Annotated in this window: 9 protein-coding genes; 3 read left to right on the top strand and 6 right to left on the bottom strand. The window is 46.4% G+C overall.

The window, feature by feature from the left end:
- Positions 1 to 11 precede the first annotated feature (11 nt).
- The 3 genes from ftsY to IPG31_09620 all read right to left on the bottom strand — a co-directional run bounded on the left by ftsY (position 12) and on the right by IPG31_09620 (position 6,586).
- Positions 12 to 1,007 (bottom strand): signal recognition particle-docking protein FtsY, encoded by a 996-nt coding sequence (gene ftsY, locus IPG31_09630; protein MBK6618596.1) that lies wholly within the window; start codon positions 1,005 to 1,007, stop codon positions 12 to 14.
- Positions 1,008 to 1,312: 305 nt separating this feature from the next.
- Positions 1,313 to 3,544 carry a TonB-dependent receptor gene (locus IPG31_09625; GenBank protein ID MBK6618595.1) on the bottom strand — a complete coding sequence of 744 codons (2,232 nt, stop codon included), beginning with the start codon at positions 3,542 to 3,544 and terminating at the stop codon, positions 1,313 to 1,315.
- 720 nt (positions 3,545 to 4,264) lie between these two features.
- On the bottom strand, positions 4,265 to 6,586 hold the full coding sequence (locus IPG31_09620) for a DNRLRE domain-containing protein (GenBank protein ID MBK6618594.1): 2,322 nt from the start codon (positions 6,584 to 6,586) through the stop codon (positions 4,265 to 4,267).
- Between the two features lie 267 nt (positions 6,587 to 6,853).
- Here IPG31_09620 and IPG31_09615 point away from each other — a divergent pair, with 267 nt between their 5' ends.
- The 3 genes from IPG31_09615 (at position 6,854) to IPG31_09605 (ending at position 10,398) form a co-directional block, all read left to right on the top strand.
- The gene (locus IPG31_09615) at positions 6,854 to 8,119 is read left to right on the top strand and encodes an ammonium transporter (protein MBK6618593.1); all 1,266 of its coding nucleotides are present in this window, start codon (positions 6,854 to 6,856) and stop codon (positions 8,117 to 8,119) included.
- 298 nt (positions 8,120 to 8,417) lie between these two features.
- Positions 8,418 to 9,110: a response regulator transcription factor gene (locus IPG31_09610; protein MBK6618592.1), complete on the top strand. Its 693-nt coding sequence runs from the start codon at positions 8,418 to 8,420 to the stop codon at positions 9,108 to 9,110.
- Positions 9,091 to 10,398: a HAMP domain-containing histidine kinase gene (locus tag IPG31_09605; protein ID MBK6618591.1), complete on the top strand. Its 1,308-nt coding sequence runs from the start codon at positions 9,091 to 9,093 to the stop codon at positions 10,396 to 10,398. Before IPG31_09610 ends, IPG31_09605 begins: the two co-directional genes overlap by 20 nt.
- A gap of 22 nt (positions 10,399 to 10,420) precedes the next feature.
- Here IPG31_09605 and IPG31_09600 read toward each other — a convergent pair whose 3' ends face one another.
- From IPG31_09600 to IPG31_09590, 3 genes are all read right to left on the bottom strand, one after another.
- Positions 10,421 to 12,013, bottom strand: coding sequence for a SulP family inorganic anion transporter (locus IPG31_09600; protein MBK6618590.1), 1,593 nt, complete (start codon positions 12,011 to 12,013; stop codon positions 10,421 to 10,423).
- A gap of 63 nt (positions 12,014 to 12,076) precedes the next feature.
- Entirely contained in the window at positions 12,077 to 13,960 is a 1,884-nt protein-coding gene (locus IPG31_09595; GenBank protein ID MBK6618589.1) for a hypothetical protein, read from the bottom strand.
- Positions 13,957 to 16,512 carry a DUF2309 domain-containing protein gene (locus IPG31_09590; protein ID MBK6618588.1) on the bottom strand — a complete coding sequence of 852 codons (2,556 nt, stop codon included), beginning with the start codon at positions 16,510 to 16,512 and terminating at the stop codon, positions 13,957 to 13,959. The genes IPG31_09595 and IPG31_09590 overlap by 4 nt, the downstream gene beginning before the upstream one ends.
- Between the last annotated feature and the right edge of the window lie 170 nt (positions 16,513 to 16,682).

The raw sequence follows: 16,682 nt of genomic DNA, 5'->3' as shown, positions 1-16,682 counted from the left end.
GAGTGGCTGGTTCAGTCAAAAAGCGCTTGCGCAAATTCTCTGGCATCGAAAGGCCGCAGGTCATCCAGTCCTTCGCCCACCCCAATAAAACGCAGAGCAGGTGGCTCACTGGCGTACTGTGCCGCAATTGCGGCGATAACCCCGCCCTTGGCTGTTCCATCCAGTTTAGTCAATACCAGACCAGTCACACTCAATGCCTCATCAAATGCCTTTAACTGACTGATTGCATTCTGCCCGGTATTGGCATCCAGAACCAGCAATACCTCGTGTGGCGCATCCGGAATAACCTTGGCAATAACGCGTTTGATTTTTTTGATTTCTTCCATCAGATGCGCCTGGGTTGTCAGCCGCCCGGCAGTATCCGCCAGGACAATATCGATTCCACGCGCCCTGGCGGCACTAACCGCATCAAAAATGACCGCACTCGGATCGCTCTTTTTCCCAGGCTCACTCTCCTGCGAAATCACCGTAATATTGTTGCGCTCTCCCCATACTTTGAGCTGCGCCTGTGCGGCAGCGCGATAAGTATCGCCCGCAGCGAGTAACACCGACTGCCCCTGTGACTGAAAATAATGGGCAAGCTTACCAATTGTTGTGGTTTTGCCCACACCATTAACGCCTGCAATCATGATGACAAAGGGCTTTTTCTCTTGTGTCTCCATCGGTCGGGCAAGCGGTTCGAGCAACTCGGTCAGCGCATCCTGTAAAGCCAGTTTTAATTGTCCAGCATCATCTAGAGCGTCACGTTTGACACGCTTACGTACCGAGTCCAACAGATGATGGGTAGCAGTAATACCAGCATCAGCGGTCAACAGCGCGGTTTCAAGCTCCTCATACAGGGTTTCATCAATTTTCCTACCGTGGAATAAGCCTGACAGCTGCTTGCTGAGACTTTGTCGGGTACGCGCCAGTCCTTGCCGGATTTTGTCTGCAAAACCAGGGGATGGAACAGATCGATCAGCCGTTGTTTCTTCTACTGGTTTTTTGGATTTGAAAATACTAAACATACTGATCAGAGGTTGCCTCAAAAAGAAAATAATAGCGAAAAACTGCCAAGAGGAGCAAAGGTTGTTTGCTGCACGCCAATGGGGAATTATACGCTGCAGCGTACCTTATCGTATTGACAACAATTACAAGTTATTCAGGAATGCGCCTGGCCAGGCTAAAGCCTGGCCTTTGCTGGAGAAACAGGCGCGGGTGTTGGTGGATAATCGGAATAATACAGAGGTGAGAAATCAGTTTCGAACGTTAATATTGGCACAATTTGTAGACTGCGCCACATGGCGAAGCCTACATTACAAATGGAAAACACTCAGAAATGCTTGCGCCATACCAGCTCCAGAGCGCGCGGCTCACCCAATAGCACTTGTGTGCCATTATTATAGGAGCGGTTTGCATAGACCGCATTGTTAAGGTTGCGCCCATGTAACGCAAACTCACCCAGTCTCGTGCGGTAGCTGACAACGGCATTCACATTCACATAATCCTGCATCACTATTGTATTGGCGCGATCCGCAAAGCGATCGCCAACATAACGGATACCAAAACCAAGGCTCAACGGCTCAAATGGCCGGTAAAACGTCCAGATATTGGCGGTGATTTCCGGTACGTCATTTGGCCGGTTGCCTTTGCGTGACACACCCGCGCCCGAGACTCGATCGCTAAACTTATCGTACTGGGCATCGGTCCACGCAAAATTGCCATCGAACGACCACTGCTTGTTGGGGCGATAACCAAGCGCAAATTCGACACCGTACGACGACTGTTTGCCAATTTGCTGGACGGTGTCCGGATTGCTGGTATCGCGCGTCAGCATGTTGCGGCGACTGAGATCGAAGAAAGCAAGCGTGGTTTGCACACGATCATCCCAGAATGCCCCCTTTAAACCGATTTCCCATTGCATGCTTTTGGTCAGATTGAAATCACGGTTGGCGGTTGTCAGGGTCACAATTTGGGCAGGTGGCTCTGCCGCGCCGCTCCATTGGCCATAAAATGTCAACGTAGGCAGAAGGTCATAGAGTACACCAACACGCCACGAATCCCCATGGTAGGTTTTCTGAAAATCATTAGCCGAATTTCTCAGATCGAATGATTTGACATGGGAAATATCATGCCGATAACCGAGCGCCAGTTTGATTGATTCGGTTAATTTCAGCAGATTCTCGGCATACAATCCCGCCGATCCAATTCCGGTTCTCCGCTGCGGAGAAAATGGATCGGGCGAACTGAAACTTCCCGGGGTGGGCCGCACAAAATTAACCGTATCACCACCACCAAACGGTGCATTGTTATTGCGCTGCTGATGATTAAAATAATATTCAACCCCGGTCAGCACCCGGTTGGACATGCCGAAGAATGTATGCTCCAGCGAGGCTTCGGAACGATTACCAAAAATATGCTGATCGTGATCAATGCGTAGAAAATCGCCACGATCCACCTGGCCAGTCGTCGTGTTAAACGTATAGACTTCAGCATTCTTCCATTCTCGATTTTCGATATTCATATAGGACTCGTTGCGTAGCAGCAGCCCATCAATCGGCTTCCAGTCAAAATTGAGTCGCACCCAGGTCACGTCTTTATCCACGCGGTCATCATCGACATTGTAATTATTGCGGATGACGCGCTTATCGATCTTGCCGTTGACGAGTGGCGTGCCGAAGTAACCTTCACCATGATCCAGAAAGGTATCAATGGCAAGACGTGCTTTCAGGCTGTCGGTAATATCCATTGCTATCTCGCCCGAAACATGCAGATCGTTGTAACGGGTACGCTCGACAAAACCCGATGAACCCCTGTTGGCAGTAACATAGTTGACATCTAGCCGATAGGCGACGCGATCCGTGATTTTCCCACCACTGCCGCCTGCAAACCGCCATTTTCCCCAACTGCCATAACCAGCCTCGAGCTGGTGACGGGGAACACCATCCGCACGCTTGGTCACAAAATTCATCGAACCAATCACCGATCCTAAACCATGCAGCATCGAGGACGCCCCCTTGATGATCTCGATATGTTCGTAATTAAACGTGGAGCGCGGCGCCACCGCCAAGCCGGGATAGCGGTTACCATCAATCAGAATCGGCAGACTGGTTACATCAGAAAAGCCGCGCATCGAAAAACAAGGTACGCCAAAACAAATACCCGTAGTCACGCCCGGCGCACTCTCTACTGCCTGCAGCGTCGTGGTATAACCCCGCTCCTCCATTGTTTTACTTGTGACGACATCGACACTGCCGGGAATTTCCTGAATGGTAACTCCGAGCCGACTGCCTGTCGTGCTTGGCATGTCAAGTGGAATTCCTTCCATGTAAGTTACAATCGGCGTTGTCTTGATCTGGATCGACGGTAACATCACCGTATCAGACTGAGCCACGACTGGTTTTTCTTTCACCCTTACTTCTTTTTTGACACCCTTAATCATTTCTTGGTGTCTATCAATCGGTTCAGCTGCAAAAACTAACCCGGATTGGATCGAAATTCCCGCGAACAAAACAAATAGTCCACTACAAAACAGCGCATAACACTCACGTTGATCTATTTTCATTTTTTGATAATTCCATCTGAGAGCCGAATAAAATCAGAAAGCATGCACGCAAAAAATCTTATAGATTATTTGCATCAGCGTAAATTGCGCGGGCATGATAACCCAATGCTAACCAATTGAAAATGCGACAAATTGTCGCACCAAGGCCAGGGGGGATTTGGAAAATCAGAAAAAATCGGAATTGTTGACTGGATAGCACTAAAAATGGGTTGAGCTATATCACCGCAAAACCACTATCTGGCGACAAGTCCTGCCAACTCACTGCATTTACTCCAGATAACACGGTTCTTCAGTCAGAGTCGTTTTCAATGATTCTTGTATACGAAACTCTGGCCAGGCATGGGCGCCAGCACAAGGAAAATGAGTGGAAGATAGTGCTTAGTTTTGCGTGCTTTACTAATGCCGGAACTGTAGCGGATACCTGAATGGGACAGATCCCCAATAATCAGCACCGGCATTTCGGATATTCAAGGAACCTCTGAAAAACAAACATTCTGAACGGCAGTCACTCAAAAACTGGCCACTATTTCAAATAGTGACGCTGATTTTTATGAAAACAGCCGTTTTTCTCTGAAAACAAGCCCATTTACTGGCTGGTTTTCAAATTTCAGGCGCAACTCAACAACAGCGATCCAGAAAAAACAGTAAATGGGCGCGAAAATAATTACACGTTACCACGCCCCATTTATAATTCACCTCATACCGCCAAGGTTAGGAAATTTACCGCCAACGTATCTCAAGTTTTGGATGCAGATCTAATTCTGGTAATTTTTCACTGGTATAGAAATTTTTCAGATTATTGTTTCCAGATACTGACATAAAGCGCCACCCATAATTTTCTGCAGCATTGGAAGCAATAATACTCAAGCGATCAGTAACATCAAAATCAACCCATCCCTGAGTCCACGCCGCATTTGCAATGGCATCTGGTGTAGACTGGTAATCCAACCCCGCAGCTCCTGCTCCTGCAATATGCCAACTCAAACCATTTGATGCCTGATTCCAGGTCGCCTCATTCTCTTTCCAAGGCAACAACATAGCGTGCAAGGCAATAACATGATTGTACAGCTCTTTATACACGGATAGAACTGCAGACTCTATTACGGCTCCATCTGGAACCGGCCCTCCTTCAGAAGCAAAGATATTGAATCGAATTAGCGGAACATAATTTTGAAGATAAAGCGGTAATTTTTGGCTGCTTCCAAAATTCCTGGTTCTATGATAGGTGGACAGATAAGTATCATTGGCATCGTTGGGATTATTCTCGCTACGCTGCAAAATCACTGTAGTTATATTCTCTCCACCGCCTCCACCATTATCCTCGCCAGGAATAACGTTTAACAAGATTGCTTCGGACAAAGCTGTCGCTCCAGAATTGTCATTAGCTTCTGCTGTTATGGTGTAGCTACCCAACGCTGAAGCAGTCCAGGTAACTGAATAGGGTTCTGATGTCAGTGTGCTAATAATACTGCCATTGACCCGAAAGACCACTGAATCAATTAATCCATCACTATCGGTGGCGTTTGCAGCAATTGTCACCGTATTATTGAGTGGAACATTCTCACTCTGCACAGGAGATATTAGGGAAATCTCTGGTGCTAGATTGCCAGCTCCCCCGCCTCCACTACCTCCTCCTGGTTTAATCCATCCGATGGGTTTATATACCCAGATATTCCCGTTAACTGCATTTTCAAGGCCAATAAACACATCAAATCCCGGAATATATTCCCATTTACCGAGAATACCGGTTCCCACATTCAGAGGGGGAGACTCCCCCTGACCAAGCGGCTCCATATTAAACTGCCAGCCGTTTACAGAAAGCGACTGGGGGGGAGTGATTCGCCAAACTTCCTGCCCCCCACACCACAACAGAAAATTTTCTCGCTTGGGATCATAATCCAATCCACAATTGGATAGCGGAATACCAGTAGCAGCGGTATAGCTCTGAATCCATGACACAAAATCAGCGCCAGTTTCTGTCATCACAACTTTTTGATCACGATTGGTAGTTCTTTCCGGACGCAAATCCCAGAACTGGAAAGGCTGTGTGTTTATGCCAGATTTAAGAAAAACTTTTCGAACCGGGTCGTAACCACAGCTTGTCTGTGCAGATGGACTGCCCCAGAATATACCCACAATTTCATACTGATCCAGAGCAGGGTTATGGATATCGGTTATCTGATAACGGTGCAGTGCAAGCCCCGTTCCCCCACCCCTGCGAGACGCCACATAAACCACATCGTACTGATCAGATTCAGGGCTATATGCGGTACACCCATTTATATGGCCACGTAAAGAATACTGATCAGGAAGATATTTGGGTAGATCACGGTTCTCCCACATTTCTCCTCCCTCGATACCTGGAAACTGACCAGCACGCTGAACATGTGATCCTGTCGCACCCCCGACCTTGTTCGGGTTAGCTTTACCCGGATCAAACAGGTAAGGACCGGTAGATCTTAATAATGCCGGGTCATTCTCACTGGGTCGTCGATAGGCGCCACCATCGGGATATATAGCCCCCCCAAAATTCAGATATCGATCAATGATGGGCAGGAAAACCGCATTGTCGTAGGTATGTGCCGAAACAGGCGCAGCATCTGCACCATCAATTGTCGTCATTAATGATGGTGCGATTTCACTGGGTAACGAAGCGCGCTCCCACTTGAGAGATCTGGAGCGCCAGCGATAAACATCATTACCAGTATAATTGGCATGTCCTCCGCCATAGAGGAGCAGATCCCCACGATTACTGTCCCAGGCAAAACTACTCCAAGCCAGAATGATTTTATCCGGCGGTGGATTGCCCAAGCCTTTAAGTGGACGCAGTTCAGGTGGCGTCCATGCTTCAGAAAAAGAATTTAAATTAACTTTTTTCCAGGTTCCCTCGGGCATATCCGTTACAACGCCAAGTAACGGTCCCTCCGCATAGGGGGAAGCCTGCGCTGGAAAAATACCTCCAAGCATGAAAAACACCGCGACCGCTCGAACCAACAAAATAGACAGAAAATTACCTGCGCAAATTTCTTTATTTGGCTTCATAACGCACATCCTCCGCTTATCCCGATTCCACAAACTTACAGAAAACTCAAAATCAGTTCTACTTTACCAGATTAACAAGACTTCAACTAAGCTCAGAGTCTTATTGTGATAACACCTTACTTTTCATACAAAAAGCCAAATTTTTATTATGTCACTATTGCAATTAAGGTTATTACGGTTCAGACTGGGAATCCGAAGTACTTCGTCCATTCAAAAAAAGAGGGGGATCAAGTGAGAACGAGTTTATATTTGATACAGTCAGTGGTAATGGGTCTGTTTTTAATTTGCTTCAGCGCGATGGCAGTTGCTGTTGAACTCGTACCAGAGGTCAGTGATGCCCAGGTTGTTGCACAATACAACTACATCATCCATATTCTGGCAATGCTGCTGGTAGGGTTTGGGTTTTTGATGGTATTTGTCCGCAGGTATGGTTTTGGCGCAATTACTGGCACCTACCTGGTAGTTGCTGTTAGCCTGCCGCTCTATATTCTGCTACGTGCCAATGGCGTTTTTGGGCACGCCCTTGATCCGCACACGCTCAATGCATTACTTTTTGCTGAACTGGCAACGGCTGCTGCCTTAATTGCAATGGGCGCAGTGCTTGGACGTTTGCGAGTTTTCCAATATGCATTGTTGGCGTTGTTACTGGTACCACTTTATTTGTTGAATGAGTGGATCGTATTGGACAATGCATTCGGATTGACAACCGGATTTCAGGATACAGCCGGCTCCATAGTCATTCATGCCTTTGGTGCCTATTTTGGTCTGGCCATGTCTATCGTGTTAACGACTGCTTACCAGCGCAGCCAGCCAATTCAATCCGATCCTACTTCTGATCGCTTTGCCATGCTCGGTTCCGCAGTTTTGTGGCTTTTCTGGCCGAGTTTCGCTACAGCACTCGTTCCTCTTGAACAAATGCCACAAACCGTTGTGAATACATTACTAGCACTCTGTGGAGCATCGATTGCCACTTATTTCGTCAGCACAGCGGTTAACAAGGGCAAAACATCGATGGTAGACATGGCCAATGCTGCTCTGGCTGGTGGCGTAGCGATTGGTTCCGTTTGTGATGTGGTCAATCCTGTTGGCGCATTTGCAATTGGTCTGCTGGCCGGCACCATTTCGGTTATCGGTTATCGATACATTCTTCCCGCACTGGAATCAAAACTAAATATTTACGATACCTGCGGCGTGCATAATTTACACGGCATGCCGGGCTTATTAGGCGGTTTCAGCGCGCTGCTGGTTGTTCCAGGCATTGCAACTGTTCAGCTTACTGGTATAGGCATCACGCTGGTTATTGCGCTAACTGGTGGGCTTCTGGCGGGTATATTGATCAAACTCACCGGCACAACCACCGAACCTTATGAAGATAGCGTTGAATTCACCCATACCGAGGGACCTGAGAATGAAACTCTGGTTGCCAGGCTGCAAGCTCGTATAGAATTACTGGAAAATCATACAACAACGCTGCCAAACACTGCCAGATTTGGGTCACACACGACCGAGATTCCTGATAAACCGGCTTCCTAAATGCTATAGTAAAACCCTCTGCCTGGACGTTTGCATGATTGATCGAAGCGTCCGGGCCATTTCCTCGCCAGAAAGCCTCCTGCTTGAGCATCATGGATACCGGAATCCCCCTCCGGTCATGCTCTCTAAACCGTTTTGCATCCTGATTGGCGTTTTATCGACTCAATTAACGATGAACAGGGTTACAAAATGTTCACTTGAAGTCTGTTAATCCGATAAGCTAGAATCGATGTTGATAAAATAAAGATAAGAAGTTGACCAGTTATTTTGGCTTTGTTGAGGATTACACGAAGTTTCCATGCGTATTTTGATCATTGAAGATGATGACATCATTGCTACCAATATCTACGAATTCCTGGAATCAAAAGGGCACATAGTAGATGTGGCGGTAGACGGTAAAAATGGCTTGTATCTGGCGATTACCGAGTCGTTTGATATTATTTTGCTTGACTTGGGTTTGCCAAATATGGACGGCCTGCAGTTATGTCGCAAGCTACGGAATGAATTGCTGATTGACAAGCCGATTCTAATGCTGACAGCACGTGACACCCTGGCAGATAAATTATCCGGATTTGATAGCGGTGCGGATGACTATCTGGTTAAGCCTTTTGCGCTAAGAGAAGTCGAAGCGCGACTGGAAGCCATGCACAAACGCTATAAGGGCAAAGTTACCCACCGCGTGGTTGAAGCCGGGGCACTTTGCTTTAATCCCCGCACCATGACCGTTACCTTTACAGGTAAACAGATCAAACTGCCGCCGAAATGTATGCGTCTGCTGGTAATGCTAATGAATGAACCAGGCCGAATCTATAGTCGAAAGGAGTTGGAGCTGGAAGCATGGGAAGAAGAACAAAGTACGAGTGATACCCTTCGCAGCCATATGCATATATTACGTCGGGCGCTAGTTCAAGCGGGTGGATATGATCCAATTGAAACCATACATGGTCTAGGATATTGCCTGACGGACGCTCGTGCTCAGAATCAAGCATAATCTCCGCTTACGCATTGCATTTACGATTACGGTATTCAGCCTGATCATTGTTGGGTTGTTTGGTATCAGGTTATACCTTTCCTCACAGGAAATAGAAGAAGACCATATCAGACAGGTGATGGAAATGGAAATGAACCATCTGACGCGCTACTACCAGGAAAGTATGGGTTTTTCCTCTGGCGTGAGCTCTAATCTGCGCAGCTACATCATTCATGACCTTACTGAAGAACAAAATCTGCCCGAATATCTCCGTGGCCTGAATAGTTTCCATCATGTGGTATATCTGAACAGTGAAGAGCTTCGCGTGTCAGTGCGTTTCATCAATGATGTTAAGTTTTTGATTGCTTATAACATCAACCTGCATGAAATACGTCAACGAGAATTTATGACACAGATTATTTTTTCGTTGATTGCTATTCTGATACCCACCTTCTTGTTTGGCTACTTGTTATCCGGGGTGCTCACCAAACAAATGACGGATCTAGTCGAACAAATAGAAAGTCTCGCTACCAGTAATGGAAAAGAATTCATTAGAATCAAACCAGAGCATGGTGAAGAGATTATCAAGCTTGCGCGTGCGCTCAAGCATTACCAAAATCGCCTGACAGAAACACTGCGTCGCGAACAGGAATTTACTGGCAATATCAGCCATGAATTACGCACACCTATTACCGCCATTTTGACGGGCTGTGAATTGATTCTGACCGATCCCAATATATCAGAAAAGACTATTGCACGAGTCAAACAGATCGAAACCGCCTCCAGAAGAATGGGTGAGCAGATCCAGTCACTCTTATTTCTTGCGCGCGAACAAGCCCTGGGAGCCATGGAGCCGGTGGCGATTTCTGAATGCGTCTATGATGCAGTAGAGCTATTCGCTCAGGATATCAAAAACAAGAAAATACTGTTTGATGTGGATATCGCTCCCGACATGACGCTTATTCTGAATCGCCAGGCAATCTATACCGTGCTGCTTAACTTGCTGCGCAATGCCGTGCAATACACGGAAAAAGGTTTTATTCGCGTAACCTTTGAAAAAAATATCCTGTCGATTGGCGATTCAGGCATCGGCATCGAACCGGAGTTTGTACCGTTTCTGTTTGAACGTTTTTTTCGGGGAGCAAAGACGGGAGAGGGTTTCGGAATCGGACTGGTTATCGTCAAACGCATCTGCGATTATTATAACTGGAAGATCAGGGTGATCTCTGAACCCGGTCACGGTACAACATTCCAGATCCTGCTCCAAGAGCAGAATTCCACAACCAGCCCGTTGCTGGTTGTGGAATAGATTGAGCTGCAGAGCGCCTTGATCAGGTTTTTTTGATTTTTCTACCGGATAAGGGATGATCGGAGAACCTGTCAAAATACTCGAATCCTCTCACATCAACTATACCGCCATGGCGAACGTGCTCCGTCTCAAAGTGTTCCAGGAACTCCATGAAAGTATGGTCAACCAGGGTTGCCTGCTGAAAATCAATAACAACCTCCTTACCTTTCTCGATTTGATGGAAAGCTTTTTTAAAACCGATCAAATTCGAGAAAATAGCCGCATCTTTGATTGTCAATAAATACTTTCCGGCATCATCTTTATTCAACTCAAAATGAGCCTTGAACAAATTGCCAATTTTGGCACCATTGACGATATGAAACACAAACTTCGTCAGAATACCGGAAGCTACGCCCATCAGCAGATCGGTAGCGATCGTGACAAGGATCGTTACCACGAAAATAGTCAGCTGCTCACTACCAATTTTGTAGGTTTTGAAAAACTCATGTGGGTGCGCCAGTCGAAATCCGACAAATACCAGCATCGCCGCCAATGCTGCATTGGGAATCAACTCAATGACCGGAATCATTAACAGCATGGCAATAAACAGGAAAAAACCGTGGAAAAAATTGGACCAGCGGGTACGTGCGCCAAACCCTACATTAGCTGAGCTACGGGCAACTTCTGAAATAGCCGGTGATCCACCCAGCATCGCAGCCAGGGTATTACCGGCCCCTACCGCAATCAGATCCTTGTTGAAATTGGACTGCCGCTTCCATGGATCGAGATTGTCGATTGCCTTGACTGTCAGACAGGATTCCAGACTACCGATGATCAGAAACATCAATACATATTTCCAGAAGACCGCAGTACCGATTCCGGAAAAGTCGGGATTAAAGCCGATCACACCCCAGAAATCACCAATTTCAACCAGCGCGTGCGCATCCTGGGTTGATTTGAAGTCAAGCAACAATGCCGCCGGTATGGCGAGCAGCAACACAATCATCGGAGCAGGAACTTTCTTGGCAAGGGGATGACTGATTTTGGGCATGATAAACATGATCGCGAGACTGATGAGTCCAATTGCCGCAATAGTGATATTGGCATTACTGATAGAACTGGGTATCGCCGCGTAAAGATCAAGCGGTTTCATGCCGGCCAGATCGGCAGGATTAATTCCAAGCAGAATATGGATCTGTTTGGAAATGATGATTAATCCTATCGCCGCCAGCATGCCGTGTACAGCCGAATGCGGAAAGAAATCACTGAGCGAGCCTGCTTTCAGGAAACCAATCACGACCTGCAGCGCACCAGCCACGACCATCACGCCCAGTGCCATCCGCCAGCCTTCTTCCCCCCCACCAAATGCCAGTACACAACCTGCAACAATCGTGATCAATCCTGCCGCCGGCCCCTTGATGGTCAGAGCGGAACCAGCAAACAGTGCTACTAGCATACCGCCAATCATGGCAGTCAGCACTCCCATTGCAGGCGGAAATTCTCCCGCCTTGGCAATACCCAGACTCAATGGCAGCGCCAGTAAAAAGACCAGAAAACCGGCAACAGCATCAGTTCTTAAATTTTCCTTTAAGCCAGATAAGCCATCTTTTGGTATGTCTTGATGAGGTGAGTTCATTTAATTTTTTCCCCGTTGTATAAATAGAGTTGTGAAGCAAGTACTAAAAAATGCTGCGGTTGATCAAGTAGCGCGATTGGGAATTTCATGATTGGTTTTAATGTGTGGCCCCAGAAAAATACGTGAATACATTCTGATTACTGATAACCCGACCAGGATATAACTCAAGGCAAGAATAATGGCAAAATCGGTTTGATCTGTATGGATATAGGTAAACACCAAATCAACTCCGAGAAACGATGGTGATATCGGGAACAACATCAATCCCAGACAAGACAGAAAGAAAAGTAGCGCCAGTTTGGGATGCTCGTAGACATGCCCCTGAAAATCATTCCAATTTATTTTTCCTTCGAGTCCTTGCAATCTGTTCAGCGTGGCATAGCCGACTATCCCAGAAAGTAATATCCCACCCAGATAAATTACCAACTCGACAAACCTGGCTTCTTCATAGAAAGTGACGGCCAGGGCAATCCATAGATGATAAACAATGATCAGCACCCAGCTGAATTTCGCATTTTTCCTTTCCGTAAAGGAACGTAATACCATCAGCAAACCAATAAATGCAAAGAAAGTCGGAAGCTGCTCATAAAGCGAATCAGGAATCCAGTTTTTTGCAAAAAGACAGAAGACGCCAATAAATGTGCTCGTCAATATAAAGTTGTACACAGTATTTTCGCGAACATGATCGAGTTTTCTGCCTATCCATTTCATCGGGTTCCAAAGGATGACGTACATGACCGAGTCCAGATGAAATTCCTTGACGGCCAATATATAAAGAGAATATTTAATCTTCCGCATAGTTTCATTTTTATCAACATAGTGTCGTGGAACAAAATTGAAAAACTGCTCACGAATCAAATAAGCCACGACCGAAGGCGCAATCAGAATCTGGTAGGTTCTGAGCAACGCATTTCCGGTCAAATGAATCAACGCCACATCATATAAACCGAATGCCACCTCAATGAAGATAATGCCGATCTGGGCAGCAGAAGAATAAGCAATTTGGGTTTTAATCGACGACTGTACGCGTGCAATTAATGTGGCAACTATGCTGGTGGCTAAACCTGTTATTGCAACCAGCGCCACGATGAAGGGCAAGTGTTCCCAAAATGGATAGGTTCTTAGCAGCAGAAACACGCCAAGATGTATCGAAAGTGAGCCATAAAAAATAGCACTGGAGGGCGTGGGTCCTTCCATGGCGCGTGGTATCCATGCGGTAAAAGGAAGTTGTCCTGATTTTACGGCTGCGGCTAGCAAAATCATCAGTGAAATCATAATGCCCATAGTCGTATGTTCATGTAACTGTGTCCATACCAGATGACTATCCAGCAATTCTGAGAAGGTGATGTTCTTGTGCCATAGATGATGGCTTAACCAGATGGCAAACAAGAGCCCCATGTCCGCCACCCTAAATACGGTAAATACCTTTAACGCATTTTTTACCGGCAAAAAGCGCTCACGATAAAACCCGATCAATAAAAATGAGCAAATTCCCAGTATTTCCCAGCCCAAAAACAAGGTTTCAAAATTTCCTGAAAATATAACAATGTTATAACCCAGATAAAATAACAGTAACGTATTGAAAAATCGTTTGTATCCTTGATCACGATGCAGATAATGCTGACAGTACAAGGTCACCAGAAAAATCAACAGCGAACCTATGAGCATGAACACAGCGGTCACCTTATCGAAATAAAGTGAAATATCAAACTGATAGGTAGGGGAGTTATATAAAGAATATACCGTAACCTGATGCGTATGGAAATGATCGGATAGTATCCAGTAAGCAACAAGTAACCAAACACAAATTAAGTGAAAACCAATAGTAAGCAACGAAACCCAGGCAACAGGACGCTCTCTGTTAGCAGGTAAAAACAGACTGAGCAGAAATCCAATCAGTGGGATATAAATCAGGTATTGGAGTAATTGGGAAAACAAAATAGTCATTTCAGCACCTTGCTGTTATTTTTGACGAGATAAACAGGTATATTTTCTCTGGTGGCATCAACGATGTGCGTTGTTGGTGCCCTGAAAGCGGATTCGATGACTGGAGTGGGATCAGAAATAGTATCAACAGTTTCTGGTAACGGTTTGAATGGAATGAATTCCCCGTCTTTGAACAGGAAAATTTCACGTGTGTCGGGGTGAACAGCCACGATATGCAACCATTCATTGATATAGAACTCATAGGTCGCGGGTTCCTGGTTAATGGACCGCAAAACAACCTCAGGATAATGTTCCACGATAACCAGCAACCTGACTGGATCATGTACTTCGATCATCTGGCTGGGTAAGCCAGGCCGCAGGTCGCCATCACTACCATTGGCGACACCGAATAGCCCCATAATATTGTATGGCAGCTTCGTGCCTGCTCCCATTCTGTGGTTATCCATGCGCGAGAAAAAATACTCGAGATTTATCCCCCCCAGTACGGGGGCTACTGGCCGCATAACCATAAGCAGATACTTTCCATCTGGATCAATAGCGTGGTTAATGGAATTCAGGAATGCTCTGCGATCCAGAAAAAGCCTGCTGGTCAATGACCGTCTTCCTACAACACAAATTGCGTTGGTTGCATGGTTTAACTCAGGCCGGGGTTCAAATAAGGCTATCGAGCGCCTGCGGGTGCTCGCATGAACACTTTGTGCCGTATTTTTGACATTGATTGACAACAAGCGCCGTGAACGCTCCTTAGAATTAAGATCCAGTGCGCCAGCGATTATGGGCACATTCCTGTGGTGACGTTCCAGATTTTCTGGAGATAAGGCATTCTCGTCAAAGTAAGAGGCATCATCGCGAGTTGTGTCATGCAATGCGCCAACAAACTGGGTGCTATCCGGAATATTGATTCCCTTGGAACGCAGGATCTCTCTGACTTTGGGGTGGTTCGCAATATGACAGATCACGCGCGCATTTACCGAACCCGGTCTGCCTGAGCAGGCCCCACAATCATAAGCTGCATAATGTGCATTATTGGCGCTGCTTGCACCATGGCCAAACACATAGAAGATCGGTGCGAAATGATCGATGATTCCGATACCTCTCAGCAGGTTTTCCAGCCGAATTGCCATTTCATCGATCGTAAAGCCAATTTGCAGGCCATTCTCAACATCATCGGGATTTTTATTCTCAATGGTTAGCGATGAGAGCTGGTACATGTGCGTGGCAGAAGAAGCCATGGCAGGCGAGGTTGTTGGCCAGAAGAAATTTAAAGCCAGCCTCACGGCAGAATATATCCCCAAGGTATGGGCAGTTAGCCAGCCCCGGAACATAGTATGTGACAGGTTGGATAGCAAGGGCTCACTTTTCCTGGCATGTTGCGTTTGGGTTTCCTTGATCAGATATTTTGGTGTAACAGGTGCCGGACAAAGCTTCATATGGAATTTTCCATGCTCTGGCTGGAAATAGAACTCAACTCCAAAAAAACCTGGCATACCAAAAGTTTCACATTCAGGATCCAGTCTTTCGATGTAGCTGCGCAAGGAAGATTCTCTGTCATCCAGGCAGAACATTGCCTGGAAGCTTTTATTTACGGAGAGCTCTTCCTGCGGCTTGTCCTGTTGCTGAATGGCCGCCAATACCGAGTTGTAATAAGACCATTCGAAGGCATCATGCCATATCTCCAGGGCTTCATCGAGCTCCGTTCGCGGCACATCGGCGAAAAGCGGCTCTGCGCGGCTGGTTAGCTTGCTGGCCATGGGTGACCAGATATCGCCAAACTGCGCATCCAGCGAATCGATTTCCAGCAGCAATTCAAAAACGACTAGATCATGCAGGGTTATTTTTTTTCGATTAAGGAAAAACTGGGGCTGATCTTCTGCGACCGCCACCATTCCGGACCATCCTGGATGCGCAAATTGCTGGTCGTACAGATACTGCTCATACAATGTCTCATCACCGACCAGAATACGTAGTAGCCTGCTAATTGAGCAGTCGTCAGAAAGTAATATCTCCCGCGCGCGGGGCTTCTTGAAAAAACTGATCCTGCTTTCCTGCTCCATTTCACGCACAGCCTGGAGAAAGTCCTGATCACCAATTGGAAATCCCCAGATCGAAATTCCCTGATCCAGATAGTTACATAAAATTCTGAATAGGAATGGATGGGTCAGCTGGTCAAGATCAACACGATATACGGCCTCCCAATTTGCTCGCAACAACCCGATTCTTGGGTAAACATAAGTGTCATAATCATGTTCAACAAGTTTTTTTATGCAATCATTCGTTTTATCTCTACCCACTCTTTCGGATACGATCCTTTCGAGAACATCCTTTCGAATCCGCCCCGACTGATAAAGCGCACGATATTCATCCAGTTGTAGCTTTGTCTTGTAGCCAAACAGTTTCGTTGCAGTTCTGCATGCATCATGAAATTTCTGTTGCTGAAACGTGTGAAGCGTATTGTGATGAATGAAGTCTTTTAATGGTGCCTGAGCGGGCAGATAGTGCTTTAAATCATGCAGCACCTTATGTTCATCAAAAGAAGTTTGTTCTAAGTGCACTCGTAATTCTCCTTAAATAGACATACTTGCTGGCATTCATAACAACACTGGTGATAAGCGAAAGATGCCACTCTGTGACCCCAGCATAGCTGATTACCACTCAATCAATTTAGCTCACTCTGGCAGCTACGCCTTTGCCTTTGCCTTCACCTCGGTTAACCAAGATTTCC

Source organism: Nitrosomonas sp. (assembly GCA_016703745.1).
GTDB lineage: Bacteria > Pseudomonadota > Gammaproteobacteria > Burkholderiales > Nitrosomonadaceae > Nitrosomonas.
The sequence above is the reverse complement of the archived record's forward strand: the minus strand, read 5'-3'. Positions and strand labels throughout refer to the sequence as shown.

What these genes read in the sequence shown, in the direction of transcription:
- IPG31_09600 (MBK6618590.1), bottom strand. Translation starts at nt 12,013, where the DNA reads ATGAACTCACCTCATCAAGACATACCAAAAGATGGCTTATCTGGCTTA.
- IPG31_09620 (MBK6618594.1), bottom strand. Translation starts at nt 6,586, where the DNA reads ATGAAGCCAAATAAAGAAATTTGCGCAGGTAATTTTCTGTCTATTTTG.
- IPG31_09610 (MBK6618592.1), top strand. Translation starts at nt 8,418, where the DNA reads ATGCGTATTTTGATCATTGAAGATGATGACATCATTGCTACCAATATC.
- IPG31_09615 (MBK6618593.1), top strand. Translation starts at nt 6,854, where the DNA reads ATGGGTCTGTTTTTAATTTGCTTCAGCGCGATGGCAGTTGCTGTTGAA.
- ftsY (MBK6618596.1), bottom strand. Translation starts at nt 1,007, where the DNA reads ATGTTTAGTATTTTCAAATCCAAAAAACCAGTAGAAGAAACAACGGCT.
- IPG31_09625 (MBK6618595.1), bottom strand. Translation starts at nt 3,544, where the DNA reads ATGAAAATAGATCAACGTGAGTGTTATGCGCTGTTTTGTAGTGGACTA.
- IPG31_09595 (MBK6618589.1), bottom strand. Translation starts at nt 13,960, where the DNA reads ATGACTATTTTGTTTTCCCAATTACTCCAATACCTGATTTATATCCCA.